Here is a 26,933-nt window from a genome sequence, read left to right as displayed (position 1 = left end):
GACGGCTGCCGTCAAGTTTTTGTTGAGAGTGACGCCGCTGAATAATGACGATGCTTCCAATCCAACCTTGCGCGACCTGGCATCTGAGATCGGTTACGTGCAGATCTACTGGAGCTTTCTCGAGAGTGCGATGCTCGCCCAACTACAGGCAGCAGGGGTACAGGTAGCGAAAGGTCCTATCATTTCTCGTTGGCGCATCCACATGCAAAAGCAGCTCTCGTCCAAAGCTGATCTCGCTGTAACCGCGTCTCACCTCAAGGCGGTCGAAGAGGTCGCGGCCCCTCGCAATCTTCTCGCGCATGGCATTCAATCTGTGACTGCCGACCCATGGGAAAAAGGTAGCGCAGTGGTGGCCTGTGCGGCGACCGATGGTTCAGTGCACAGGCTTACAGTCGAGATGATCCGTAGCTTGTCTGAAGAAATAGACAGAGTAAGGCGCTTAATCACAGGACAAATCGCCGGTCTGTGAGATGCTGTCACATCGCGATAGCAGCGCAACTCCGCGACGCCAGCAGAAGCATGATCAGAGCTTGGCATGACCCCGCCTGTAATGTAGCTAGCTTGGCTCGCTGTTTGACGTTTGACGACAGACGCGACGACGCGGCGCTCTAATCTCAGCTGCCTGCCCGATTTACCCGCGTACAGCGATTGGCGGCCGTCGGGCTTTTATCGGCCGGACGGCGGTGGTGGCGAGCCAAGGGTCCGGCATGGCAGTCACTCGAGGATTTTCCACTGGTAGGAGCCGGCATTTGCCATCTTCTGCTGCGCTCCAGCTACCTCGTCGCAAACAAATCGGCCCCATGCCTTACCATAGGGCCATTTTCCAACCTCGATCTTTTCGACAATGAAGTAGCTGGTCGGCCCCCATGTCCAGCGGACCACTTTGAAAGGAAGCCTTTCCCCGCCTTCTTTCCAAAGCTGAAAGACGTTTTTATTGCACTCAGGATCGAGCATCGTCATTCTAGTCCTGCGCTGCCTAAAGAAAATTGCCTCTTAATGTCGCCGACACTGAGCCATTGCCCAGTAGAGGCAATCGCCTTGTGAATTAGACGGTGGCAACACGCACAAAGCAATGCCAGGTCCGACACCTTCGTCAGACGTTCTCCGGTCTCGGCAAGTGGTCGTATGTGATGCGCTTCAAATAGGGCCTCCTGAAATTCGAGTGGCATTTCGGGTCTGCGCAAGTCGCACATTTCACATACGAGCCCCTTTGGGCGCCGTTCTTGAAGCAAGAGCATTCGCATCTTTGGATGACGTTCACGCCGCAAATGTAGCGCCGTGAGGACGCGGCCTTCGCAGAATTCGTCCAGGTCAATGGAAGCCTCTTCCGGGCGCAGCGTAGGTATGCCTGCGCGAATAGCTGCGGCGACTCGATGTACCTCCTGGGGTCGATCTTCATATTCCGCCCATGTATCGCGATCCATTTTGGACACGTTGGCTAGACCCTTACCAGTCGCCACTTGGCGAAGATTCATCAGCTTAAAGCCTACGCCGTCAGCGTTGCGGAAGGACGGCTGTTTCGCTGCTTCTTGATGATAGGGCATTGATCGCAAAAGCTCTGATAGCTGCGCTATGCGCTTATCACTCGGCGATGGAATGTTCCCGCCAAGTTGAAAGTACAGATCCAGCGCTAGGATTGTCTCGTCGCGTGTCCAGTTGGGGTTGCCGTGCCCCTTTGTTCTTGCCATTTCGCCCCGCCTCGACTCAGCCGTTCCAATAAGTCCACACAGATTGTAGATCAGTGGCTCATGCGGCCAATTTGGCCGCAATTAAAGTGCGGTTAGCACACCACTAAGAAAGAAGAGCTAGGTAACGTGCACCCTTACGTCATAACCGAGTGACCTAAGAGCCTTGCTTGTTCTACCATTTCGCGGCGGGAACCTCTCAGGCATCGCCCAGCCAACGATTTCACCGAATGCGCTGACGCCAAGCAAATCGATCTTAAGTTTGGGATTCGTCAGGGCGTCCCAAAGCCGTTGCGGGAGATCGTCGGGCTTGCCGCCATACAGAACATAAGAAAGCGTATTGATCGCTGAGTTTCCGCCGCGCAAGGGGGCTCGATATATTTGGGTGGTCAGCGCCTTCACTTTCTCCGGAATGTCATAGGATCGGCCATCCTTAAGGCCAATCAATTTGTTTGATGCACGCCTGGCGTATTCCCTGACGGCATGAACTTTTCCTAAGGCGTTCGCGAACTCGACTTCAGTTAGTTTTCCCACGCTAGATTCAGAAAAGGCATTCTGAAGCTGGGGTGCGATCAGGTTCAGCATCGTATTTTCTGCGGACGACGGCGGAAGTGTCTTCCACCATTTCATCGCCTCTTCGACAGCCCCGTCGGGGTCTTTTCGGTGTAGCTCGAAAAACCGCTCATAGTCCGCTCGCCGACCGTCAAAAGTCCGTTGGTAGTAATGAGCATGAAGGAACTGGTCAGCCTGAGCGCCTGAAGGCGCTGCTGGCCCAATCCAGTTAGGCCGGTTCTTATCGAGGACCAATCTAGCAGAAATATTCCTGATGACCTGCAGCGTCTCGTTCCACTCCTTCAGGAACTCCGCCTTCTGTCGATCGCGGGCAGATTTCTTGTCTTGGTGCGCCAAGCCTTGCCAGGGCGGAACGAAGCCCGTTGCCCAGAACCGCCTGGCGTCATCCTTGTCATCCTGCTTAATACGAGTCAGTTCACTTGCACGGTTTTTAAGAAAGTCGAAAAGCTCCTGCGTGAGCGGAGCAGCCTGTTTGTCAATTCCATGGAAAAGGTCTTCGAGTTCAAGATCATGTCCTGCAAGGACCAATTCCCCCTCCGGAATGAAAACTCCCGCTTCCACATTATTGTACCAAGCGCTTTGCGTCAGATTCGCGGAGCCTAAGTAGACGCCGTATCCGCGCCACCATATTACCTTAGGGTGGAAATGCCTCAGCAGCTTGCAAACGTAACTGCCGGATCGCCGGGTTAGAAACTTTTCTAGAACATGGATGCTAACTGGAACCTGATCGTCAAATCGTCCCCAGTAACGCAGCGGTAGTTTATTAGTCCAGCACCACTCAAATAGAAGATCGTTCTCGGTTGCATATGCAACCGCGGCGTCGACTCGCTCGCAGTGACCTACCGCATTTAGCAGAATGTTCCTGAGATAATTGCCGTTTAGGCCGTTCAAAATCAGCTGCATGTCCACTCCCACCGCGGATCATGTGAGAACAACATGCTTTGGTAAATATTCTACTTATAGGTGTTACCGGTGCGAGTGCATATTGTGAACAACCGAACCCAGCCCTTAATGTGATTAGGTTGACGGCTTTAGATAGTAGACGGCCCCCGTCGAGAACAAGTTGCCTTTTGCAACACGCTTCTTTGCAGAAGCGTCCGTAGTCCAGCCGTGCTTCTCCATCACTTCGCCCACCCAGCGCCCGATTTGCTTTTTATCATTGTCTGTCACTGGCATCCCAAACGCCATAATGGGTTTTCCCAAATCCTGCACGGCGGGAATACCATGGCGGCTTAGTGCGATCATATCGGTGACCACCCTCGGATTGCTCAGCAATTCACCCACTTTCGTGCCAAGAGTCGTATTCTTAAAGCGATCCATTCCAAAGCTCATATCAATTCTCCTTGTTAGATTGCATAATGCAATGTAACGGAACGATAACATTGATGCAACGACATATGGTCACGCCCTCAGAATATGCGAATGAAGCATGCAACTGAGGCGTCCGACGCCCTTTCTCTTGCCACCGCGTGCCACGTTTGATTACCTTTGATTAATTTCAACTAGCGAGCGATTCCCGGTGGCCGAGTACTTCAGAATTGGTCAAGCCTGCCTCAATGGCCATAAAATCACTGGGGAGTACGGCGACGCCGACACCTCGAAATTTTGCCCTACCTGCGGCGAACCCGAAATTCATGCTTGCCCCAATTGCGAGAGTAAGTTGCGCGGCGATCACATCTACGACGGATACGTCTCGTTCACCGACCCATTTAAGGTGACAAGCTTCTGCCATGACTGCGGCAAACCCTTCCCCTGGACAGAGCGCCAGATTCAGGCAGCCCAAGAATTGGCGGATGAGATCGTGGAAATTGATCGAGCTGACCTTGATAGAGCAAAGGCAGCTCTCATAGCGCTCACTTCAGATACCCCACAGACTGCTGTGGCGGTCGTGCGTGTGAAGAAGATGCTTGAGAAGGCAGGTCCCATCATTGGAGGTGGTATAAAAGACATTCTTGTTGGCATCGTTACAGAAGCTGCAAAGAAAGCGCTTGGCTGGTAGCCTCAGGATGCCGCGCGTGGCCATACGAAACCCGTCAGGGGCCCGATGTGGCAGTGCAGTGTGCAGAGGGCTGGATTGCAATTGGAGTCATTGTGCTTTTGTGCCCATACGAGCTTTGGGCGTTCCGACCCATGGGAAATAGGTAGCGCAGTGGTGGTCTGTGCGGCGACTGATGGCTCAGTGCACACTCTTACGATCGAGATGATCCGAAGCTTGTCTGAAGAGATAGACGGAGTAAGACGCTTAATAACAGGACAATGCGTCGGGCGTCATCCGCGTCAGAATTCTGGACGATAAGCTGAACAGTCGACCGCTCAGTTTAGCCCGACTTTAGCTCGCCAATCCACAAACGCTACATCAAGAGTATCCGTAATAGCCAAGAAGCGCTCTTTCCAACAATGCGCCACCTGCACCCAATCCAGCAGACCATGCTCCTGATGCCGCTTTACCCAACATCTTGCCAACCCATTTCGTTACCTTTGGACCAAACGTCTTATTTCCTTCGATTGTCCCCTCTGCATTGACTGCGGCCTCAAGTTCGATCAGGTCATCCTCTTCCACGCCATGTTGAGCGAGTTGGTTGCGAAGGTCTTGCATATTCCCCTTATTGACAGTGACGTTCACCGTCGAATTATTGGCCGTTCCGATCACACCGGCATTCCCATTAATGGTGGTGTGAAAGATTTGGCTGATGGCCTGTTGTACCGCTGGTTCGCTCGTCTTCATGCCGTCCACCTCGCCTGCGCTGGGATATCTCTTTTGTAATGCCAATGTAAATTCGAGAACTCGGTTCTTTACAGCGTCGATTATGCCGATAACCCCCGATGATGGCACTTCCGCCCAGAACCGTTGAATACTATAACTCTCATCGTACACCTTCCCATGTAATATCAGTGCGTAGTTGTCCAAATTAATCGTCACCTTGTTGTCGCTGCCTTTGATCTTGTCGACGTCTATCGTGCCAACTGCTTGGCGACATTTAAATATGTGAAATTGATCATTGCCCACGGCCTGATTTACAAGCAATTGCGGGACGGGTTGATTTGTCGCCTGCCACGCTCGGTTACTTGCGCTAATTTTGAAGTTTAGGCCCATTTCCCGATAGTCGGGCACTTCGGCATTCTCGGGATAGCCCTTTAATTCGTAACGAACCCAGTCCTCCAAAAGTTCACTGTCGAGTTGATGTGCAAGCAACATGCACTTTCGGAGAAGCGTAGCGACGTTGGCATTGTCGGAAACGGCGTCGCTTTGTATGTCGGCCAGCAAACCCATATATCCCCCTCAAATTGTCTCAGCAAAATATAGGTCTGCGTAGTTACAACCACTAGGGGCTGATTATAATCCCTCTTGTTTTAATACGCTTCGGGTCAGGACGACCAAAGAGCAGCAGATGGAATTTTCTAATATGGTCAGCATAAAAGACCTGATGCACGCCGCCGACGCAGGTCTGCTCGTGAACTTCACTTGCCCTAACGCGGGTTGTCAGAACATTCTGGAATACCACGTTGAGGATGCAACGTTCGACATCACAACGGATCGGGCCTCTGACGGAATAGGTTATGCTGAGACCAGCATTGTTTGTGAAGATTGTAACGAGCAATTTGCAGTAGTCGTCCGCGCTTCTGGCGTTGGCAAAGAGGTCTCCATTAAAGGGTATCCAGACACGCAGGTAGAATTCTCCGACAACACCTTTGAGCAGGAGTACGACGACTATCTTGCCGAGTACAAGCCTGACGACCCGTATGGCGTCTACAACGCTACCATCCGGGAGTTGGATAATCTCCAACACGGCTCCGAGATCATGCCAAGCGCTCGACCTGCGTTTTACAAAATGGTCTGCCTCCAGCACATTATCGCGGTTGAGGCGTATCTAAGCGACCGGCTCATCAAGACGGTAACCAGCGATAATGACAAACTGCTTGCGCTGGTCGGGGCAACTCCTGCCCTTCGTGATACGCAACCAAAACTCATCGATATCGCCAAAGACCCCAACTATGTGGCGACCGCTACTAAGAACTACCTGCAGCGCTTTTCATTCCACGACCTCGCCAAAGTTGCCGAATTCTACAAGGCAGTGCTGAAAATCAAACTGTTTGAGAACGAGGAACACGAGAAGGAATTACTCGACATCATCAAGATGCGTCATGACCTCGTACATAGGAGTGGCCGCGACAACGAAGGCAGAGACACTCTCATAGAGGATGAGCATGTAACCATCCTGAAGGACCTGATGATGGGTGTCGTAACGCGTATCGAAGCTGCTCACACCGCATACGTGACAAAACGTTTCCTCAAAGGCGGGTAGGGAAACCTAACTTGCTTGCGAACTCTGAACAAAGGGCCAATAGCTGGCTACTGAAATGACCGCTCGGGTACTGGGCGATCCGGGCTGGATGCGGTTCCTGCGTTTTCGCGCGGCACGTGACTCGGGGTGCGCCGGTCTAAGGCGCCTGAGTCTCGCATGAAATATGCCAGCGGCTCGCCGCTTTCTTTTGGCGAAAGCAAATGTATCTCAAGGGCATCGTTCGCCGCCGTATCTAACCGCTGGCAGTGGCCGAGTTTCGATCGTCAGCCGCTACGACACTTCAGCGATTTAGCTGGTTGAGCTTGGTGACCGCAGCCGCCTCATCGCCCGCGAGCGCAGCAGCTATGGGACCGATTGCTGGTCCAGGGATTTTAAAAGAAGTCGCAGGAATTACATCATTGCCATTGGGCAACGCGTGCATTTCGTTTGGGCTTTCGGCTGCGATTGGTTGCCATGTGGTTGCCGGCATAAATCCACTGACGCCGCATGATCTACCTATGTTATTGAAATATTTGGTGAGAGCGTCGGGGTTCGAACCCGAGACCTACTGATTAAAAGTCAGTTGCTCTACCGGCTGAGCTACGCTCTCCCTCTCCGCAGGTGTGAGGCACCGCGGCTGGAAGTGGGCGGAACATAGGCAGGTGACCCATTGCGGTCAACCGAAAAATTCGGCTTTTGCGAAGCTAGGGCATATTTCTCTCGCACGCAAAGGCAGATTTCTCGCCCACGCAAAAAGGTGATTGGCAATCCCGAGCCTGCGACGCTAGGAACAGGGCGCAGATGCAGCCGGAGAGAATGCGTGTCGATTGCCGATATTTCCCTGTGGAGCGCCTTGATAGCAGGGGCGCTTTCTTTCCTTTCACCCTGCGTACTCCCCCTCGTCCCGCCCTATCTCTGCTATATGGCCGGCATATCGGTAGAGCAGTTCCGGGGAGGCTCCGCGGTGGCGGTGGCGCCCGACGTCAGGCGCGGCGTGCTGTTCTCGGCGCTATTCTTCACGCTCGGCTTTGCCACCGTTTTCGTGGCGCTCGGCGCCGGAGCTTCCAGCATAGGCATGGCGCTTCGCCAGCATCTCGACCTGCTCTCCAAGATCGGCGGACTGATCATCATCGTCATGGGGCTGAATTTCCTCAGCCTCTTCCGAATCGGATTTCTGGGCCGCGAGGCGCGCTTCCAGGGCGGCGGCAAACCGGCGACACTGACCGGCGCCTACGTCATGGGCCTTGCCTTCGCCTTCGGCTGGACGCCCTGCATCGGGCCGGTGCTCGGCGCGATTCTCGGTGTCGCCGCCTCGCGCGAGACGGTCGGCTCCGGCGCCGGGTTGCTCGCCATCTATTCGCTGGGTCTTGCGATTCCCTTCTGGATCGCCGCCGGCTTTTCCGGCGCCTTCATGCGCTTCCTGTCGCGCTTCCGCCGCCATCTCGGCACCGTGGAAAAGGTGATGGGCGTCTTCCTCATCCTCACCGGCCTCGCTTTCCTGTTCGGCTGGGTCAGCGATGTGGCGATCTGGTTCCAGCAGACCTTTCCGATCCTGATGCAAATCGGCTAAACCGGTGTTAGCCACCGATTATCGCCGCGCACTCAAAATGCGTGGACTCCTCAGAAATAGCGGTGCCCAGATAACAGTGCACATTGCTCCGATAAAAAAGTCAGACTAGCCGCAGCCCACAGACTGAGCGAGACAACACGGAAGCTGCCCCGCCGCAGACAAATTGGCCCTAAGCTGCGATAATCACACGATGAATATATCTGTATATCTAAGCAAATGGCCTGCATCCATTGCAACGAGCTCCAAAGCTTGATCGGAGCCACTGCCGTCCGCATCGTAGTAAAGGACGTCATTGGCGGTGTTGAACCAGAAAACTTGGTCCGCATTGACCGATCCTGTATCGTTCGCAACGAAGTGGGACGAGTCTAAGATACCAACATCGGCGCCGCCCCCTGCAAGACCCCCGCCGTATTGGGTGTGGCCGAATTGGAAGATATCGCCTGACGTGAAACCAATCGCGTAATCCAGTCCATCATCGGGTGACCCGAGCCGAATGGCCGTGTTGGAGCCAAGCAGATTGACGGTGTTTCCCGCGCCGTTCAGGACGACGTTGTCACTGTTCGCCGAGACGTTCACGGTATTACCGTCACCGGTAATGTTTGCAACGTCGCCATCAGCCTGCAGTTTCACGATGTTGCTGTTGCCCGAGAGTGTCACCGTATCATTGGAACCGATAATGTTGGCGGTGCTGTTGCCCAGAGTGAGGTTAAGCGTCGTATTCAGGGCCGTGAAATCCACGGTGTTTTGCGGACCGACGAGCGAGATTGTATCGCCGCTGCCGGTCACGGTGAGGTGGTGTCTTCCTGATGGGTTGCCTGGGTCGGGATCGGTGATGAAGTTTAGCGTTAGATCGTTGCCGCTTACGCTTATCGTATCGTTATAGGCATACAGGGTCTGCGTCGTATTGCTGGACGAGACCGAAACCGTGTGCCCGTAGCCGTAAAGCTTTGAGGTGCCGTCGGTGCCGGAGATGTTGATCGTGTTGTAGAAGCCGCCCACCCGCAGTTGGTCGCCGGCACCTTCCATGCTGATGATATTGCCGAAGCCGCCTATGAACGCCAAGCTGTCGTTGCTGCCGGTGACATGGACTTCGTTCGCGTCGCGATTGTCGTAGTAGGTTCCTACCGTGATGGCATTGTTGTCGCCTGAAACGGTCACAAGGTCGTGGGTGCCCGCAATGGAAACGGTATCATTGGAGCCGATCATGTTGGCGGTGCTGTCGCTTAGAGTGAGGTTAAGGGTCGTATTCAGGGCTGTAAAATCCACGGTGTTCTGCGGACCGACGAGCGAGATTGTATCGCCGCCGCCGGTCACCGTGAGGTGATTGCTGCCGGATGGGTTGCCAGGGTCGGGATCGGTGATGAAGTTTAGCGTGAGACCGTTGCCGCTGACGCTTATCGAATCGTTATAGGCATACAGGGTCTGCGTCGTGTTGCTGGACGAGATCGAAACCGTGTGCCCGTAGCCGTAGAGCTTTGAGGTGCCGCTGGTGCCGGAGATGCTGATGGTGTTGTAGAAGCCGATCACCCGGAGTTGGTCGCTGGCGCCTTCCATGCTGATGATATTGCCGAATCCGCCCACGAACACCAGACTGTCGTTGCTGCCGGTGACATGGACTTCGTTCGCGTCGGGATTGTCGTAGTAAGTCCCCACCGTGACAGCATTGTTATCACCTGAAACGGTCACACGGTCGCGGGAGCCTGCAACGGAGACGGCGTCGTTGGAGCCGATGATGTTGGCGGTGCTATCGCTCAGAGTGAGGTTAAGGGTCGTATTCAGGGCCGTGAAATCCACGGTGTTCTGCGGACCGACGAGCGAGATTGTATCACCGCCGCCGGTCACGGTGAGGTGATTGCTGCCGGATGGGTTGCCAGGGTTCGGGTCAGTGATGAAGTTTAGAGTGAGACCGTTGCCGCTGACGCTTATCGTATCGTTATAGGCATAGAGGGTCTGCGTCGTGTTGCTGGACGAGACCGAAACCGTGTGCCCGTAGCCGTAGAGCTTTGAGGTGCCGTCGGTACCGGAGATGTTGATGGTGTTGTAGAAACCGCTCACCAGCAGTTGATCGCTGGCACCTTCCATGCTGATGACGTTGCCGAAGCCACCCTGGAACACCAAGCTGTCATTGCTGCCGGTGACGTGGACTTCGTTCGCGTCGGGATTGTCGTAGTAGGTTCCTACCGTGATGGCATTGTTGTCACCTGAAACGGTCACACGGTCGTGGGTGCCTGCAACGGAGACAGTATCGTTGGAGCCCATGATGTTGATCGTGTCGGTGTCACCGGCAATGCTGATAGTCACTCCATTGTCCGATGCTCCCAAAGTGACGGTGTTGCCGCTACCCGCGTTGATGGCCAGGTTCTGCCCATTTTTGAGAGTCAGGCTCTCGCCCGTGCCAGTGAGGTTGACGTTCTCAAAACCGGTGAAAGCGATAAGGCTGTTGAGGTCGACAGACCCCGACCCGGAGATCACCAGCATGTCGGTGCCGAGGCCACCAGTGAGGCGATCCCCATTGTTCAGCGTCGCGCCGGCGCCGATCGTGCCGCCGACCGTGTTGGTGCCGCCGGCGAAGCCGACCGTGTCATTGCCGGTCCCGAGCGTCACCGCGTTGCCGCTACCGGCGTTGACCGCAAGGTTCTGACCATTCTTCAGCGTCAGGCTCACCCCCGCGCCGGTCAGATTGACATTCTCAAAGCCGGCGAAAATTGGGAGGCTGTTGAGGTCGAACGAGCCCGCGCCGGAGATGACGAGCGTGTCGGTGCCACTGCCCCCGCTCAGACGGTCGCTGCTGTTCAATGTCGCGCCGGCCCCGATGGTGCCGGTCACCGTGTTGGTGCCGCCGGTGAAGCTGACCGTCTCATTGCCGGTCCCAAGCGTCACCGTGTTGCCGCTACCCGCGTTCACAGCCAAGTTCTGACCATTCTTAAGCGTCAGGCTTTTGCCCGTGCCGGTCAGATTGACGTTCTCAAAACCCGTGAAGACGGCGAAGCTGTTGAGATCGAATGAGCCCGAGCCCGATATGACGAGCGTGTCGGTCCCGCTGCCGCCGGTCAGACGGTCGCTGCTGTTCAATGTCGCGCCGGCGCCGATCGTGCCACTGACCACGTTGGTGCCGCCGGTAAAGCTGACGGTGTCATTGCCAGTCCCGAGCGCCACCGTGTTGCCGCTGCCCGCGTTCACAGCCAGGTTCTGGCCGTTCTTGAGCGTCAGGCTCTCGCCCGTGCCGGTCAGGTTGACGTTCTCATAGCCGGAGAAAATGGCGAGGCTGTTGAGGTTAAACGAGCCCGCGCCGGAGATGACGAGCGTGTCGGTCCCGCTGCCGCCGGTCAGACGGTCGCCGCTGTTGAGCGTGGCGCCGATCGTGCCGTTCACCGTGTTGGCCCCGCCGGTGAAGCTGACCGTGTCATTGCCGGTCCCGAGGGCCACCGTGTTGCCGCTACCCGCATTCACGACCAGGTTCTGGCCGTTCTTCAGCGTCAGGCTCTCGCCCGTGCCGGTCAGATTGACATTCTCGAAGCCGGTGAAGGTGGCGAGGCTGTTGAGGTCGAACGAGCCCGCGCCGGAGATGACGAGCGTGTCGGTCCCGCTGCCACCGGTCAGACGGTCGCCGCTGTTGAGGGTCGCGCCCGCGCCGATCGTTCCGAACACGGAGTTCGAGGCGGCTCCTCTGAGAGTTACGATGTCGCTAGCGGTGGTCAGGGTTCTCGATGGCATTTCTTGTCCCCCCTCAATTCTATCCGAATTGTCATGCCAAAATTGATTAGAGGTACTAGGCGCCTCTACGCCGACGCACATCGATATACTGAGACCAAAGAAGGGCGGGGCGACCCAAACGTGCGGTCGGCGGCTGGATCGCAAAGGCGCGCCCACGAGCCCATGCTCCTAGAGAGCACCGCCACTGATTATAGCCAGCCGTTCATATCAGCTAAAGCTACACAATTGGACTACACGACGAATGATTCTCCGTATCCTTTTGGTCGCAAGCGAATTGGATAGCTTCTTGCCGAGATAATGACATTCGGGGGACAGGACGTGGTTGCTTGGGTCGCCGCGGTGCACTGCCCGGCTTCCTGCCGCGCTTCCGCCGCCATCTCGGCACGGTGGATCTCACCGGCCTCGCCTTCCTGTTCGGTTGGGTCAGCGATGTGGCGATCTGGTTCCAGCAGACCTTTCCGATCCTGATGCAAATCGGCTAAACCCGTCTTACCCACTGAACATCCCCGGGAAGTGCGTGGGCTGCTTAAAAATAGCGCGGTGTCCAGATAACAATGCACATTGCCGCCTGAGGCCCAAATAGCCGTTCCAATCCGCGATCCTACCGATTGGTCCAGCGTGGGCGTGGCCTTACATAAGCGAAGACGAACGCATGCGGTGCCACTTTAATCGCCGAGGGTGGCCAGCGCCCTTTGCGCCGCAATGAGGTCGACGATTGGATACTTGGTGTTGAACGTGCGGACCACCGATTGCAGACGCCTCGTCGCCTCGTCAACACGACCTTGTCCCGCTAAAACTGGTGCGAGTTGGGTTGTGGCGCGAAGCTCGAAGAACCTCGCCTGCTGCCGATGGGCAATCGCAATTGACTGTTCGAATAGCTGTGTCGCACCCGTCAGGTCGCCTCTGCCCGCGGCGATTTGGCCACGAAGGCGAACACATTCTGCCAAGTAGCTCGCTTCATCCGTATCGGAAACGAGTGTGTCGATGTCATCAAGCATTTGAGACGCCTCTTCGAGGCGACCGGCTCGCAGGAGTAGATCGCACAGTGCGCATGTTTTCTCGGGAGTATGAAAAACAACGCCCTGTCCACGCCAAAGGATAATACTCTCCCCGACATCATCGATACCAGCGTCTAGTTCGCCCAGTTGCGCGCGGGCATGGCCACGCCACCTAAGGCCGCTGCCTCGACGTGCCGTGTAGCCGTGCAGTTCACAAATTTCGACTATCTCCCTAGCGTTTTCAAGCAGTTGTTCATATTGGCCGAGTAGCGCGTCCAATTGGCACCGCTCAAGAAGATACCAGGCGATGTCGAAGGGCTTATCGAGCTGACCGACATTTTGAAACGCGCGTTGCTTCGCTTCGATTGCAGCGTCAAAGAAACCCAATATCATCAGTGCCTCGCTAAAATAGCCCAGGGCCGAGATACGCTGATCCGCGCCGGCGAACAAAATACGACGGTCTGGGTCGACACCATCAAGCAGATCCAGCGCATTCCGCAAGGCATCCTGCGCCAGCGACTGTTCTCCCCGGTTGAAATGAGCCATTCCCTTTGAGGCCAGAAGGCCACTCAGATAGGCCTTTGGCAGGAGAGTGGAAGTGTTTGCGAGCTGCTCTTGTACCAAAGCCAGGTAATCGTGGTTGTGGCCAGAAGCATAATGAAATGGCGCGAGTGAAAGCGCAGCTTCACATCGCAATTCGACGCCTGTCGTGTTTGCGGCGGCAAGACGTGCATCTTCGAGCGTCTTAGCAAGGCGCTCGGAACGATAGCCTTCCGCCTGCATCAAGGCATTCGCCATCGCAAGGTAGAGCGTTGTCATCCGCTCCGCGCCGCCGGTGACATTGCCTAGCCGCCTGCAGCACTCGATAGCACTGGCATAATGCGAAACTGCTTCCCGTGTGGCAGCCCTTGCCAAGGCGGCTGCACCTGCTTTTTGCCAGTAATCGAGTGCGCCCGCCAAATCCCCGGCTTTGTGAAGGTGATGTGCAAGCAATTCGGGTTGCACTTCCGTGATTTCAGACCATTGTTCCTCCAACGCGATTGCGACACGCCTGTGCAACTCCTGGCGCTTGGCACGCAACAGGGTGCCATACGCTGCGTCCTGAACGAGGGCGTGCTTGAAGAGGTATGTGGCCAGTGGTCGCGTCCCGCGACAGAACGCGAGGCCTGCGGCAGCTAGCTGATCCAGGGCGCCATCCAGCTCAACCGCGTTCCGCCGTGCAACTGCGGCCACCAATTCGTAGGAGAATTCACGCCCGAGAACAGCGGCGATCTGGGCAACCTCCTTGGCGACAGGGCCAAGACGATCGAGCCGCGCCATCAGTGACGCCTGTAGTGTAGCCGGGACGTTCAACACGGTCATGTCCGCCCGCGAAGGTGCAGTACTGGTGCTGCCGCTCTCCAGCACTGCCTTCGTCAGTTCCTCGACGAAGAGTGGCACCCCATCAGTACGCTCAATGATCTCGGCGACGACTTCGTTCGGCAGCTCTCCGTTGCCGACCACTTGTTGAACGAGCGCAGCGCGTTCCCGGCGATCGAGCCGATTGAGCACGAGCATCGTGACGTGGGCCTGCCCGGTCCACGGCGCCTGAAACTCGGGACGAAAGGTCACGACAAGCAGCGCCGGCAAGCGTTGCACACGGTCGATAACAAGGTCGAGCAGCTCGCGCGAACTGGGATCGATCCAGTGCACGTCCTCGTAAATCATCAGAACCGGACCTTGTCGCGCCAGATGTTCGAGCTGCTCGAGCAGCGCCTCGAAGGTTCTCTCCTTCTTACGTTGGGGCGTCAGCAGAAGAGGTGGGAAGCGGCCCTCGGTCGACAAGGACAACAGCTCGGCCAGCAGCGCTCCGTCCTCCGGGGAGGTGGGGGGCAGCAGCGTCGCAAGCTTTTCCAACTTGCTCTCGAGGGTGTCGTCGCGCTCCAATCCGGCGGCGCGTTCGAGCTGCACAATGATCGGACGGAGTGCACTGTCCTGGTGGTGCGGTGAGCAAAAGTAACGTAGCCGGGTGTGCGGCTCATTCTGGATACGCTCCTGCAAAGTGACGGTGAGACGTGATTTTCCGATGCCCGGTTCGCCTGACAGCAGCACGACGCGCCCTTCACCACTTTTGGCGCGCCGCCAAGAGCGTTGCATCAGTTCGATCTCCTCTTCACGCCCGACCAGCGGCATCGGCGTTGCTCCGTGCAGCGCCTCGAACCTGCTTTCGACAACGCTTTCGCGAAGCACTCGATAGGGATGGACAGGATAGGCAAATCCTTTGACTTCGACGGCCCCAAGATCGCGGTATTCGAAAAGATCACCCAGCAACTGCCTCGTCTGCGGCCCGATCACTACCGCGTCTGGTTCGGCCAGTGCCTGAAGGCGGGCGGCGAGATTAGGCGTCTCGCCAACGACACCGCGCTCTTGCCCTTCACCGGAAATGATCAAATCGCCGACGACGACTTCACCGGTTGCGATACCAATGCGAACCTGCAATCTCTCCGACCCCTGCAGCCGCCCGACAGCGTCGACGAGCGCAAGGCCGGCGCGCACCGCCTGCTCCACCGCGTTCTCATCTGCCTGTGGATAGCCGAAATACACCAGCACCCCATCACCCATGTACTTGGCGACGAAGCCGCCGAAGCGGGAGACCGCATTGGCCACAGATAAGTGATATGCTCCAAGGATCTCACGCAGGTCCTCAGGATCCACGCGCGACGCGAGAGCGGTCGAGCCGACAAGATCGACGAACATGACCGTCAGCTGTCGACGCTCTGCGACGGGTTCTGCAGCACGACTTTGATCTGCTGGCTCCTCAGGGCCGGGACGCGGATGGCTGGTCGATAACCGCAGCTCCACTATCGCTTTGAGCAGGCGCTTGCGATGGCCGAGTAGCACACCGAGCTGCTGGAGGTCGGCGTCGGTCAACTCGGACACGACCTCGGCGTCAATCGCGTTGTCGCGAAACGCCTGCTCGTAGCGCTCCAGCCCGAGACCTTGCAGCCAATCGGCAACGTCCATAGCAACTCTCCAAAGGCTGAACTCGGCCGTCGACCTCATATTAGCCCATACCGATGCGAATTGCTCGCGCGTGGAAGACCAATATCGCGGGAAGTATCGAGGTGGGTTCTGGTCTAGGAGGCTCGACGGATTCTGCCCACAAGCAAGCATCAAATTCACGGGGCAGTAAAACCAAGCCTCAAGCCCTTGGCGCGTCTATGGGTGCCAATTTCGAATTCAAGGGCGTGACATTTTTAACGGGACAAACAGCAACTTTTCTGCGATGCAGCCGAAAAATAATGCTTCGCAATCGATGCCCGACAAAATCAAAATGACATTTGTGTCGAGCCCATTCAGGAAGACCTTTGGCCGATATCGTCAGCCTGCTCCTGCCGTTCTTCGGCCTGATCCTGATCGGTTACGTCGCCGCAAAGGCGACGAAGCAGCCGGCCGCGGCGCTCGGCTGGCTGAACACCTTCATCATCTACGCCGCCCTGCCCGCTTTGTTCTTCAAGCTCGTCTCGCGCACGCCGATCGAAGAGCTGACGCGAGTCGATTTCATTGTCACCGATATCGCCGCGACCTATGCGGTCTTCGTCCTGCTCTTTGTCATCGGCTGTTTCGTGCGCCGCAATCCGCTTGATGAATGCACCATCCAGTCCTTTGCCGGCGCCTATGGCAATATCGGCTACATGGGGCCTGGGCTGGCGCTGCTGGCGCTCGGCGAAGGCGCTGCCGTGCCGGTGGCGCTGATCATCTGCTTCGAAAACGCGCTGCATTTCATCGTGGCGCCAGCGCTTATGGCGGCAGCCGGCGACGACAAGCGCTCGCCCGGCCGGCTCGCCGCCGATATCGCCCGCAAGGTGGCGCTGCATCCGTTCATCCTGTCGACGACGGCAGGCTTTGCCGTCGCCGCCTTTCACATCGACCAGCCCCTGGCCTTTCAGCGGCTTGTCGACTACCTCGCTCAGGCAGCTGCTCCCTGCGCCCTCTTCGCCATGGGCGTCACGCTGGCGCTGAGGCCGCTGAAGCGGATTCCGGCGGAGATTTCCTATATCGTGCCGGCGAAGCTGATCCTGCATCCGATCGCGGTTTTCATCGCGCTGACCGCTGTCGGCGGTTTCGAGCCGGTCTGGATCCAGGCGGCCGTGCTGCTCGCCTCATTGCCGACGGCGACCAATGTCTTCGTCATCGGCCAGCAATATGGGGTGTGGCAGGAGCGCGCCTCGGCGACGATCCTGATCACGACAGTGCTTTCGGTGGCCACCGTTTCGCTCTGGCTGATTACGATCCGCTCAGGCCTTCTTTCGCTTCAGCTTTTCCCGTAGAGCATCGGGAATATCGCGAAAACCACGGCCGGGCTCGATGCCTTCGCGCATGACGAGGTTGCGCAGCGGCGGAATGGCCGAGAGGATGTGCAGGCCTGCGGCGCGCAGCACCTGCACGGGGAGGAAATCGGAAAGCAGCGAACGGTTGAGCAGATCGACGCTCGCCGTGCGCGTCATGATGTCGGCGCGGCGGCGGCGGTCGAAGCTTTCGCCGGCATCGGCCGGCACCGGCAGTTCCGCCCGGTCGCAGAGAATGTCGGTGAGCGCCAGGATATCGCGCAGGCTGAGGTTCAGCCCCTGCGCCCCGATCGGCGGGAACACATGGGCGGCCTCGCCGATCAGCGCGATGCGGCCTTTGCCGAAACGATGGGCCATCATGCCCGACAGCGGCCAGACCTGGACGCCTTCCTCGATGCTCACCTTGCCGAGCATCGACTGCATCTGCGTCTCGACGAGAGAGCCCAGCTCGGCCAGCGGCAGCTCCAGGCGGGCGGCCGCTTCGGCGGGATCCTGCACCCAGACAAGGCTGGAGCGGCTTCCTGGCAGTGGCACCTGGGTGAAAGGGCCGTGTTTGGTATGGAATTCGCTCGAAATGTTCTGGTGCGGCAGCGAATGGGCGAAATTCAACACCATGGCCGATTGCGGGTAGGACCAGTTGCGCACGCCGATACTTGCCGCCTCGCGCAGCTTCGAGCCGCGGCCGTCGGCGCCAACGGCGAAATCTGCCGTCAGCGTCTCGCCGCCGGCAAGCGTGATCGACACTCTCTCGGTTGATATCTCAATCGATTCGGCCATATCGGTGAAGCGGGTGATATTGCCCTCGCCGGCCGTGGCCGCTTCGAGAATCTCGGTTAGCGCCTTGTTGGGGAAATTGTAGCCGAAGGCACCGAGGCCGACCTCGGCCGCGCGGAACGTGGTGGTCGGCGCGCGCAGCAGCCGGTCGGTGCCGTCGATGATGCGCATGCTGGTGAGAGGCGCCGCCGCCGAGCGCAGCTTTTCCCAGAGCGTCAGGCGGTCGAGGAAGCGGATCGACTGATCCATCAGCGCCGTCGTGCGCCGGTCCTCCTTTGCAGCAACGGGAGCCACCAGCGCCACGCTGCGGCCGCCGCGGCCAAGCGCAATGGCGGCGATCATGCCGGCGAGGCCGCCACCGATCACCGCGATTTCGAATGTCTTCATGCTATATTCCGCCATCGTAAAGAGGCGGACCCGTCGCTTATGCGGCCGGCTTCGCCTGACGGCGCCAACTATAGCCCTTGCCGGCTTCGGCGTCACGCACCGCCGGCTGATAATGATGGGGAATGGCGGGCAGACGGTTTTCGGCAAGCCGCTTCAGCGCCGTGGCGTTGGTCACGGCAAAGCTGTCGATGCCGACACGCAGCATCAGCGGCACCTGGTCGATCAGCACGTCGCCGACGGCGCGCAGCTCGCTGGTGTAACCGAGGCGCTGGCGCAGCAGCGAGGCATGGCTGAAGGCGCGGCCGTCGTTGAAGGCAGGAAAGGCGACCGCCACGATTGCGAGGCGATCGAGATAAGGCTCCAGCCGGCGCACGTCGTCGGCCGGCTTGATCAGCACGCCGAGGCCGGCATCGTTGCTTCCATCGGCCTTTGCGATCAGTTCATCGAGGCTGAGCAGCGGCTTCTGCTCGCCTGTTGCCTTCACCTCGTCGGTTTCGATCAGCCAGGGATCGTTGTCGACAAAACCGGTTTCTCTCCAGATCTTCGTCATCATCCCCTCCTTAAGCCGCTTCGGCGGCCGAGCCGTAGAGCGCATCCTTGAAAGGCTGCGGCCCAACGCGGCGATAGGCGGCGAGGAAGGTTTCGGATTGATCCAGACGCAGGCCGAGATAGGTGTCGACGATCGTCTCGATCGCATCGGTCACCCGGTCCGGCTCGAAGCCGCGGCCGATGATCTCGCCGATCGAGGTATGTTCGTCGCCGGAACCGCCGAGCGTGATCTGGTAGAGTTCGGCGCCCTTCTTCTCGACACCGAGCAGGCCGATATGGCCGACATGGTGATGGCCGCAGGCATTGATGCAGCCGGAGATCTTGATCTTCAGCTCGCCGATCTCGGCCTGGCGTTCGGGATTGCCGAAACGACGGGAGATTTCCTGCGCGACCGGAATGGAGCGCGCATTGGCGAGCGCGCAGTAGTCCAGCCCCGGACAGGCAATGATATCGGTGATCAGGCCGGCATTGGCTTCGGCCAGATCGATGGCGACGAGGCCGCGATAAACGGCTTCGAGATCGGCCAGCGCCACATGCGGCAGGATCAGGTTCTGCTCATGGCTGACGCGGATTTCGTCGAAGGCATATTCCTCGGCGAGATCGGCGATCGCATCCATCTGCGCGTCGGTGGCGTCGCCCGGAATGCCGCCGATCGGCTTCAGCGAGATCGTCACCATGCCGTAATCGGGGTTCTTGTGCGGCTGCACATTCTGCTGGACCCAGCGGGCGAAAGCCGGATCGGCCTTCTTCCAGCGGGCGAGATTTTCCCAGCCCTCGGCACGCTCGGGCAGGTCAGGCAGCGCGAAATAAGCGGCGATCGCCTCGACATCCTGTTCGGGCAGCTTCAGCTCGCTATCCTTCAGAGCGGCGAATTCGGCCTCGACCTGACGCGCCAGTTCCTCGGCGCCGGTCTCGTGCACGAGGATCTTGATGCGGGCCTTGTACTTGTTGTCGCGCCGGCCGTGCAGATTGTACACCCGCACGATCGCCGTGGTGTAGGAGAGCAGATCTTCCTCGGGCAGGAAGTCGCGGATCAGCTTGGCGATCATCGGCGTGCGGCCCTGGCCACCGCCGACATAGACGGCAAAGCCGATCTCGCCCTTGTCGTTCTTCTTCAGGTGCAGGCCGATATCATGGACCTGGATGGCGGCGCGGTCGCGCTCGGCACCTGTCACGGCGATCTTGAACTTGCGCGGCAGGAAAGAGAATTCCGGGTGGACGGACGACCACTGGCGCAGGATTTCCGCATAGGGCCTGGGATCAGCGATCTCGTCGGCGGCAGCACCGGCGAAGTGGTCGGCGGTGACGTTTCGGATGCAGTTGCCCGAGGTCTGCAGCGCGTGCATCTCGACGCTTGCCAGATCGGCCAGCGCATCGGGAATGTCCGACAGCTTCGGCCAGTTGAACTGGAGGTTCTGGCGCGTAGTGAAGTGGCCATAGCCGCGGTCATAGGTGCGGGCGATATGGGCGAGCATGCGCAACTGACGTGCGCTCAGCGTGCCGTAGGGAATGGCGATGCGCAGCATGTAGGCATGAAGCTGCAGGTAGACGCCGTTCATCAGGCGCAGCGGCTTGAACGCATCCTCGGCTAGCTCGCCGGAAAGGCGGCGCTGAACCTGGTCGCGGAACTGCTCGACGCGCTCGCTGACAAAGGCATGATCAAATTCGTCGTAACGGTACATCGTCTTCCTCAGACTGCAATGAATTCGGGATCGGCAGGAGCGTAGCCCGGCGCATATTCCATGGTCGGCCCTTGCGCGCGGATGCGCTCGCGCAGGCGAAGCGGCCAGAGAATGCCGTTGGTTTCCTGAACGTCGACGACGGCCACGTCAACGACCTCATTGTCGGCATAGGACTTTTTGCCAATGGCTTCCAATGCTTCGACGGCTTCGTTGTGACGGGCGACAAGCGCCTCCTGCAGCGAGGTCGACCATTTGCCGTTGGCATCCAGCCAGACGGCAATGCCGTCCGTCAGCCGGTTGGCGGTCAGGACCTTGTCACCCATATTCAGCTCCTTGCAAGTTCCTCGAGCGGGGCGTTCGCACGCACTAGCGGCTCGGACAGTTCGAAATTGGCGCCGGCGACCGCATCGCCGATAATGACCATCACAGGGCCAGTCAGCTCGTCGCGGTGCTGCAAATCGGGCAGATCGGCGAGCGTGCCATGCAGCAGCCGCCGCTCGGTGCGGCTGGCATTCTCGATGACGGCGACGGTGGTCTCGGCGGGAATGCCGGCCTGCATCAGCCGCTCGGCGACCGAGGCGGCAACCGTGCGGCCCATATAGACGGCGATCGTCGCGCCCGAGACGGCAAGGCTTGCCCAGTCGGGCAGCACGTCGCCGGTGAGATCGTGGCCTGTCGTGAAGACGAGCGAGGAGGCGACGCCTCGCAGCGTCAGCGGCAGCTCGAAATCGGCAGCGGCTGCGAAGGCCGAGGTGATGCCGGGCACGACCTCATAGGTAACGCCGGCGGCGCGCAAGGCGGCCATCTCCTCCCCTGCCCGGCCATAGACCAGCGGATCGCCTGACTTGAGCCGGACGACGCGTTTGCCCTGGCGGCCGAGATCGACGAGCAGCTCGTTGATCTCTTCCTGCGACTTGGAATGACAGCCCTTGCGCTTGCCGACTGAAAGGCGTTCGGCATCGCGGCGGCCCATATCGACGATCGCCTGCGGCACGAGCGCATCGTAGACGATGACATCGGCTTCCATCATCACGCGCTGGGCGCGCAGCGTCAGCAGATCCTCAGCCCCCGGACCGGCGCCGACAAGCCAGACATGGCCGGCGACCTTATCCATCGAAGAGAGCAGCCGGTCGGCGGCATGGCGGGCCTGCGGCAGGTTGCCATTGGCGACTGCGTCGGCAACGGGGCCGGAAAAGAATCGGCGCCAGAAGACCCGGCGGGAAACACCACGGGGAACCAGCTGATCGACCGATTTGCGATAGCTCGTCGCCAGCGCGGCCAGACGCCCGAGCGAAGGGGAAAGAAGCTGGTCGATCTGGGCGCGGATCATCTGCGCCAGAACCGGTCCCGCGCCTTCGGTGCCGATCGCAACGGCGACCGGGGCGCGATTGACCAGCGCCGGCGTGAAGAAATCGCAGTAATCGGGCTGATCGACGGCATTGGCCGGGATCTTCGCGGCGCGGGCGGCATCGACGATCCGGCGATCTTCGGCCTCATCGCCGGTGGCGGCAAAGACGAGGGCCGCACCCTCGACCTGGCCGGCGGCAAAGCCGGCGCGCACCGTCTCGATGCGGTTGGCGATCAGGAAGGCATGATAATCGGCTTCCGGCCGCTCGGCATAGGCGACGATCCGTGCCCTCGTGTTCAAGAGCAGCCGCACCTTGGCGAAAGCCTCATCGCCATTGCCGAAGACAGCCGTCTTCTGGGCTTCCACGCGAAAGAAAGCTGGAAATACCGAAAGCTGCTCAGTCTTGGGAGACATTACCAATCCACTTCGAAGTTGCCAGAATATGCCCGTGATCGACAAGCGATTGAAGGAACAGAAATTCGAAAGCCCCGGCAAGCGCGTATTCTTTTGCTCGCCTCATCGGCGATTTGAGAAAAGTCAACCGTGCCGACGACAACCACCTGTTCCCACTCTCTTTGTTGCGGTGCAGTGTAAAGCCTGTGACAAACGTCGTCCACCGGCGTTTGCCGCATTTCGCTCGTGCCGCCAAGGCGATAGACTGGGGCAAAACCGGAGACCATCAATGCCCGACAAGACCATTGCCGCCCGCCTGCTTTCGGTCATCGAAGAGCATATCCTGCCGTTGACCGAACGCGGCGTCTCCTTGGGCAACAAGGTGTTCGGCGCGGCAATCCTGCGCAAATCCGATCTGTCGCTCGTCGTCGCCGAGACCAATAACGAGCTCGACAATCCGCTCTGGCACGGCGAGGTGCATACGCTGAAGCGCTTCTACGAGCTCGGCGACAAGCTGGCGACCAAGGAGCTGATTTTCCTGTCGACCCACGAACCCTGCACCATGTGCATGTCGGCGATCACCTGGGCGGGCTTCGACAATTTCTACTATTTGTTCAGCCACGAGGATTCCCGCGATGCTTTCGCCATTCCGCACGACCTGAAGATCCTGAAGGAGGTCTTCGGGCTTGAACCCGGCGGCTATCGCAGGCAGAACGCCTTCTGGAACAGCTTTGCCATCGCCGATCTGGTCGAGACCGAGGAGGCTTCCCGGAAGACGGCGCTGAAGGCGCAGACCGCCCGCATCAAGGTGCGCTACGATGTGCTGTCTTCCACCTACCAGTCGTCGAAGAGCGCCAACGACATTCCCCTGAACTGAGGCACCATGGAACCTTCCAAAGACATTTCGCGGCTGATCGAGATCATGGCGGCGCTGCGCCATCCCGAAACCGGCTGCCCTTGGGATATCGAGCAGAATTTCCAGACGATCAAGCCCTACACGATCGAAGAAGCCTATGAGGTCTCCGACGCGATCGAGCGCGGCGATATGGACGATCTCTGTGATGAACTCGGTGACCTGCTTCTACAGGTCGTCTTTCACGCCCGCATGGCCGAGGAGGCCGGCGAATTCTCCTTCGGCGACGTGGTCAACGCCATCACCACCAAGATGATCCGCCGCCATCCGCATGTCTTTGCCCGCTCGGCAGCCGATACGCCCGATGCAGTCAAGATCCAGTGGGACGAAATCAAGCAGGCGGAAAAACGCGAGCGCGCCGAGCGCCGGGCCAGGCGCGGCATCACCGAGGATTTCAAGGGCGGCTTCTTAGGCTCGGTGCAGCGTAGCTTTCCGGCGCTGACCGAGGCGCTGAAGCTGCAGGAACGCGCCGCCAAGGTCGGCTTCGACTGGTCGGCGCCCGAGCCGATCCTCGACAAGATCGAGGAGGAGATCGGCGAATTGCGGGTGGCGCTTCGGGAAGGTGACCGGGCGAAGGTCAGCGACGAACTCGGCGATTTGATTTTCGCGGTCGTCAACATCGGCCGGCACGTGAAGGCTGATCCGGAAGATGCACTGCGTGGCACGAATACGAAATTCCGGCGTCGCTTCAAGCACATCGAGAACGTTCTTGAAGCGGAAGGCGAGACGCTGGAGGCGGCCAGCCTTGAGCGGATGGAAGAGATATGGCAGGCTGCAAAGGCGATCGAAAGAGCGCTCGTGGCTGGGTAGGTCAGGCTGAGTTTGGCGAGGAACCAACTCCACTCTCCGTCGTCCTCGGCCTTGAGCCGAGGACCCATGCCACGACTGCTGGCGGATGCCGCGTGCTCGGCTCAAGGCCGAGCATGACGGAGGGTGGGTTAAAGTCGCCGGAGATAGCTCACCCTCAGCGCGAGCGAAGAAGAGCATGAAGGGCGTGCCGTGTGCCCCCTCATCCGACCCTTCGGGCCACCGACCGGGGTCGAGCCACAGGTCTCGACCCGTCCTTCGGACCCCCGCTGGGGAGAAGGGAGTGCCTCACCGCTCCCAATCCTCACGCGGCGGCTTCGGGCCGTTGCCAATGCGGCGTTCGAGTTCGGCGGCCTCGGTTTCGGAGAGCCGCAGGTCGAGCGTAATCGAGCCGTCCTCATTGTCCTCGCGGCCGTCGACGATGGCGTGGTCGTAGAGCCAGGGCAGTAGCGCCAGCTTGTCGACGGGAAGGCGGATGGTCGTTTCGGTCATCACGCCGGAAAGCCTGCGGCTGATCTCATCCATCAGCGTGTCGACGCCCTCGCCGCTGACGGCCGAGACGGCGACGACATTGCTGGCGCCCGTCGCCCTCTGCACCATGGTGTCGTGGACCTCTGGCTCCAGCCGGTCGATCTTGTTCCACACCTCGATCAGCCGCTTCTCCGCTTCGGCCTCGTCGATGCCGAGATCGCCGAGAATGCGCATCACATCGGAGCTCTGCGCCTGGTTGTCGGGATCGGACATGTCGCGGACATGCAGGATGAGGTCGGCTTCCAGCACCTCTTCCAGGGTGGCGCGGAAGGCGGCGACGAGATGGGTCGGCAGGTCGGAGATGAAACCGACCGTGTCGGACAGGATGACGGTGCGGCCGTGCGGCAGTTTCATGCGGCGCAGCGTCGGGTCGAGCGTCGCAAAGAGCATGTCTTCGGCCAGTACGCCGGCGCCGGTAATGCGGTTGAACAGGGTCGATTTGCCGGCATTGGTGTAGCCGACGAGCGCGACGATCGGGTGCGGCACCTTGCGGCGCTTGGCGCGGTGGAGCTGGCGGGTGCGCACGACCTGCTCCAGTTCGCGTTCGAGCTTGATGATGCGGTCCTGCAAGAGCCTTCGGTCGGCTTCGATCTGGGTTTCGCCCGGGCCGCCCATGAAGCCGCCGCCGCCGCGCTGGCGTTCGAGGTGGGTCCAGCTGCGGACCAGCCGGCCCTTCTGATAGTTCAGATGGGCGAGATCGACCTGCAGCGTGCCCTCCTTGGTAGAGGCGCGGCGGCCGAAGATCTCGAGGATCAGGCCCGTCCGGTCGATGACCTTGGCGTTCCATTCCTTTTCGAGATTGCGCTGCTGCACCGGGGTCAGCGGATGATCGACGATGACGAGACCGGAATCGCGCTCGTCGAGAAGCGCCTTGATCTCCTCGATCTTACCGGTGCCGAGCAGCGTCGCAGGCCTGGGATCATTGACCGGCACGATCGAACCGTTGACGACGTCGAGATCGATAGCCTGGGCAAGGCCCGTTGCCTCTTCAAGCCGGCTTTCCGGGGTGCGGGTCGAGGCCGATTCGGTCTGGCCGCCGCGGTTGCGCGATTTCAGAACCGGCACGACGACGGTCGCGCGCATATCGTCCCTGTGCTTGGCGGCCTCAGGGATGATCGAATCGTTCTTGGTATCGCGTGTCGAAATGACGGCTGATCCTGTTAGGACGCGGCTTCTTCACTCTCGAACATCTGCATGGGCTGACCCGGCATGATCGTCGAGATCGCATGCTTATACACGAGCTGCGAGTGGCCGTCACGGCGAAGCAGAACACAGAAATTGTCGAAGGAGGTAACAACACCCGTGAGTTTCACGCCGTTGATCAAAAAGATTGTCAGGGAAATCTTTTGTTTGCGAACAGTATTGAGAAATAAGTCCTGCAAATTCTGAGAACGTTCCGCCATCGCGCCGCTTCTTTCTTTATTGCCGACCCGTGTTGGCCGGTAGAATATCAATCAACCTCTCCATGCGAGACCGGCAACACCCTCATTCCACCGGTCCAGCAAATCTTGGTATCAAATCGCAATCTTTTCCGCAACGTCGAAAAAGGCTTCGCGGATTTTCTGCGAGACGCTGCCGGGATGGCCGTTGGCGATAGGCAGACCATCGACGGAAACGACCGGAAAACAGATACTTGTGGCCGCCGTCAGGAAGACCTCGCGGGCCGCGAGCATTTCGGAAACAGAGAAATTCCGCTCGGCGATCTTCAAGCTCAGCTTGGCTGCCACATCCATCAATGTGGTGCGGGTAATGCCGCGCAGGATGCCGTGTTCGGCCGGACGGGTCACCAGCGTTCCATCCGAATCGACCATCCAGACATTGGTCGCCGCCCCTTCCTTCACCATGCCGTCGCCATCGACATAGATCGCCTCCTGGGCACCGGCTTCCTTAGCCTGCTGGCGGGCCATGGCATTCGGCAGCAGGCCGACGGATTTGATGTCGACGCGGTCCCAGCGGTTGTCGGTGACGGTGATCGCCTTGATACCGTTGGCATTCTTGGCGGCGATGATCTTCGGATCGGTGCTCTTTGCGGTGATGACGAGCGAGGGCGGTGTGCCCTCAGCCGGGAAGACATGGTCGCGGCGGGCGACGCCGCGCGTCACCTGCAGGTAGAAAAGCCCGTTGCGCACATGATTGCGGCGCAGCGTCTCGCGAATGACTTGCGTCAGTGCGGCCCGGCTCATCGGCCAGGCGATGCTGAGTTCCCCGAGTGAACGGCCGAGCCGGTTCAGATGGCGGGTGAGATCGACGATATAGCCGTGGCGGATCTCGCAGACCTCGTAGACCCCGTCGGCGAACTGGTAGCCGCGGTCCTCGATATGCACGCTGGCATCGGAATGCTTGACGTAGCGGCCATTGACATAGGCAATTCTCGGCATGGGAAACTTGATCTTCGGGA

General features: G+C 59.0%; 22 protein-coding genes, 1 tRNA gene and 1 pseudogene. 8 read left to right on the top strand and 16 right to left on the bottom strand.

What is annotated here, in order from left to right; genetic code table 11:
- Positions 1 to 28: 28 nt before the first annotated feature.
- Complete coding sequence (locus AMK02_RS10180) at positions 29 to 469, top strand: hypothetical protein (RefSeq protein WP_145924228.1); 441 nt, start codon at positions 29 to 31, stop codon at positions 467 to 469.
- Between the two features lie 245 nt (positions 470 to 714).
- On the opposite strand, the gene AMK02_RS10175 is transcribed toward AMK02_RS10180, so the two are convergent.
- The 4 genes from AMK02_RS10175 to AMK02_RS10160 form a co-directional block, all read right to left on the bottom strand.
- Entirely contained in the window at positions 715 to 960 is a 246-nt protein-coding gene (locus AMK02_RS10175) for a hypothetical protein (RefSeq protein ID WP_237355012.1), read from the bottom strand.
- A complete protein-coding gene (locus AMK02_RS10170; RefSeq protein WP_064802422.1) occupies positions 957 to 1,688 on the bottom strand; it encodes an HNH endonuclease in 732 nt (243 codons plus the stop codon). The genes AMK02_RS10175 and AMK02_RS10170 overlap by 4 nt, the downstream gene beginning before the upstream one ends.
- Positions 1,689 to 1,805: 117 nt before the next feature.
- The gene (locus AMK02_RS10165) at positions 1,806 to 3,161 is read right to left on the bottom strand and encodes a phospholipase D family protein (protein WP_064802420.1); all 1,356 of its coding nucleotides are present in this window, start codon (positions 3,159 to 3,161) and stop codon (positions 1,806 to 1,808) included.
- 114 nt (positions 3,162 to 3,275) lie between these two features.
- Entirely contained in the window at positions 3,276 to 3,590 is a 315-nt protein-coding gene (locus tag AMK02_RS10160; RefSeq protein ID WP_064802418.1) for a hypothetical protein, read from the bottom strand.
- Positions 3,591 to 3,777: 187 nt separating this feature from the next.
- Between AMK02_RS10160 and AMK02_RS10155 the strand changes: the two genes are divergently transcribed.
- A complete protein-coding gene (locus tag AMK02_RS10155; RefSeq protein WP_064802416.1) occupies positions 3,778 to 4,257 on the top strand; it encodes a DUF2321 domain-containing protein in 480 nt (159 codons plus the stop codon).
- Positions 4,258 to 4,614: 357 nt separating this feature from the next.
- On the opposite strand, the gene AMK02_RS10150 is transcribed toward AMK02_RS10155, so the two are convergent.
- A complete protein-coding gene (locus AMK02_RS10150) occupies positions 4,615 to 5,529 on the bottom strand; it encodes an AbiTii domain-containing protein (protein WP_064802413.1) in 915 nt (304 codons plus the stop codon).
- A 118-nt stretch (positions 5,530 to 5,647) separates the two neighbouring features.
- On the opposite strand from AMK02_RS10150, the gene AMK02_RS10145 reads away from it, so the two are divergent.
- Positions 5,648 to 6,562 (top strand): hypothetical protein, encoded by a 915-nt coding sequence (locus AMK02_RS10145; RefSeq protein WP_237358346.1) that lies wholly within the window; start codon positions 5,648 to 5,650, stop codon positions 6,560 to 6,562.
- A 513-nt stretch (positions 6,563 to 7,075) separates the two neighbouring features.
- Here the strand turns inward: AMK02_RS10145 and AMK02_RS10140 are convergent.
- Positions 7,076 to 7,151 (bottom strand) — tRNA-Lys (locus tag AMK02_RS10140).
- Positions 7,152 to 7,361: 210 nt separating this feature from the next.
- On the opposite strand from AMK02_RS10140, the gene AMK02_RS10135 reads away from it, so the two are divergent.
- Positions 7,362 to 8,111 carry a cytochrome c biogenesis CcdA family protein gene (locus tag AMK02_RS10135; protein WP_064802410.1) on the top strand — a complete coding sequence of 250 codons (750 nt, stop codon included), beginning with the start codon at positions 7,362 to 7,364 and terminating at the stop codon, positions 8,109 to 8,111.
- 183 nt (positions 8,112 to 8,294) lie between these two features.
- On the opposite strand, the gene AMK02_RS10130 is transcribed toward AMK02_RS10135, so the two are convergent.
- Positions 8,295 to 11,759 (bottom strand): beta strand repeat-containing protein, encoded by a 3,465-nt coding sequence (locus AMK02_RS10130; protein WP_064802408.1) that lies wholly within the window; start codon positions 11,757 to 11,759, stop codon positions 8,295 to 8,297.
- Positions 11,760 to 12,154: 395 nt separating this feature from the next.
- On the opposite strand from AMK02_RS10130, the pseudogene AMK02_RS30020 reads away from it, so the two are divergent.
- Positions 12,155 to 12,307: pseudogene (locus AMK02_RS30020) on the top strand (cytochrome c biogenesis protein CcdA); the annotation flags it as partial.
- Positions 12,308 to 12,490: 183 nt separating this feature from the next.
- Here the strand turns inward: AMK02_RS30020 and AMK02_RS10125 are convergent.
- Positions 12,491 to 15,826 (bottom strand): AAA family ATPase, encoded by a 3,336-nt coding sequence (locus tag AMK02_RS10125; protein ID WP_189637011.1) that lies wholly within the window; start codon positions 15,824 to 15,826, stop codon positions 12,491 to 12,493.
- A gap of 344 nt (positions 15,827 to 16,170) precedes the next feature.
- Between AMK02_RS10125 and AMK02_RS10120 the strand changes: the two genes are divergently transcribed.
- The gene (locus tag AMK02_RS10120; RefSeq protein WP_064802404.1) at positions 16,171 to 17,133 is read left to right on the top strand and encodes an AEC family transporter; all 963 of its coding nucleotides are present in this window, start codon (positions 16,171 to 16,173) and stop codon (positions 17,131 to 17,133) included.
- Here AMK02_RS10120 and AMK02_RS10115 read toward each other — a convergent pair.
- Genes AMK02_RS10115 through cysG form a run of 5 tightly spaced genes read right to left on the bottom strand, consistent with a single transcriptional unit; the run spans position 17,101 to position 22,305 of the window.
- Positions 17,101 to 18,312, bottom strand: coding sequence for a UbiH/UbiF family hydroxylase (locus tag AMK02_RS10115; protein ID WP_064802402.1), 1,212 nt, complete (start codon positions 18,310 to 18,312; stop codon positions 17,101 to 17,103). The genes AMK02_RS10120 and AMK02_RS10115 overlap by 33 nt on opposite strands.
- Before the next feature lie 37 nt (positions 18,313 to 18,349).
- Positions 18,350 to 18,862 (bottom strand): DUF934 domain-containing protein, encoded by a 513-nt coding sequence (locus tag AMK02_RS10110; protein WP_011425236.1) that lies wholly within the window; start codon positions 18,860 to 18,862, stop codon positions 18,350 to 18,352.
- 10 nt (positions 18,863 to 18,872) lie between these two features.
- Positions 18,873 to 20,543, bottom strand: coding sequence for a nitrite/sulfite reductase (locus AMK02_RS10105; protein WP_064802400.1), 1,671 nt, complete (start codon positions 20,541 to 20,543; stop codon positions 18,873 to 18,875).
- A gap of 8 nt (positions 20,544 to 20,551) precedes the next feature.
- Positions 20,552 to 20,866, bottom strand: a complete 315-nt coding sequence (locus AMK02_RS10100) for a DUF2849 domain-containing protein (protein ID WP_010014500.1) — start codon at positions 20,864 to 20,866, stop codon at positions 20,552 to 20,554.
- A gap of 2 nt (positions 20,867 to 20,868) precedes the next feature.
- A complete protein-coding gene (gene cysG / locus AMK02_RS10095; protein WP_064802398.1) occupies positions 20,869 to 22,305 on the bottom strand; it encodes a siroheme synthase CysG in 1,437 nt (478 codons plus the stop codon).
- A gap of 268 nt (positions 22,306 to 22,573) precedes the next feature.
- Between cysG and AMK02_RS10090 the strand changes: the two genes are divergently transcribed.
- Both AMK02_RS10090 and mazG read left to right on the top strand, forming a co-directional pair.
- Entirely contained in the window at positions 22,574 to 23,161 is a 588-nt protein-coding gene (locus AMK02_RS10090) for a deaminase (protein WP_064802396.1), read from the top strand.
- A gap of 6 nt (positions 23,162 to 23,167) precedes the next feature.
- A complete protein-coding gene (mazG, locus tag AMK02_RS10085; protein WP_064802394.1) occupies positions 23,168 to 24,007 on the top strand; it encodes a nucleoside triphosphate pyrophosphohydrolase in 840 nt (279 codons plus the stop codon).
- Between the two features lie 285 nt (positions 24,008 to 24,292).
- On the opposite strand, the gene hflX is transcribed toward mazG, so the two are convergent.
- The 3 genes from hflX to AMK02_RS10070 all read right to left on the bottom strand — a co-directional run bounded on the left by hflX (position 24,293) and on the right by AMK02_RS10070 (position 26,913).
- A complete protein-coding gene (hflX, locus tag AMK02_RS10080; protein WP_064802392.1) occupies positions 24,293 to 25,618 on the bottom strand; it encodes a GTPase HflX in 1,326 nt (441 codons plus the stop codon).
- 77 nt (positions 25,619 to 25,695) lie between these two features.
- Positions 25,696 to 25,938 (bottom strand): RNA chaperone Hfq, encoded by a 243-nt coding sequence (gene hfq, locus AMK02_RS10075; RefSeq protein ID WP_003539403.1) that lies wholly within the window; start codon positions 25,936 to 25,938, stop codon positions 25,696 to 25,698.
- A 111-nt stretch (positions 25,939 to 26,049) separates the two neighbouring features.
- Positions 26,050 to 26,913, bottom strand: a complete 864-nt coding sequence (locus AMK02_RS10070) for a D-amino-acid transaminase (protein WP_064802391.1) — start codon at positions 26,911 to 26,913, stop codon at positions 26,050 to 26,052.
- Between the last annotated feature and the right edge of the window lie 20 nt (positions 26,914 to 26,933).

The organism is Rhizobium sp. N731, from assembly GCF_001664145.1.
Taxonomy (GTDB): Bacteria; Pseudomonadota; Alphaproteobacteria; order Rhizobiales; family Rhizobiaceae; genus Rhizobium; species Rhizobium esperanzae.
Note: the sequence above shows the minus strand (reverse complement) of the source record. Positions and strands in the feature narration are given on the sequence as shown.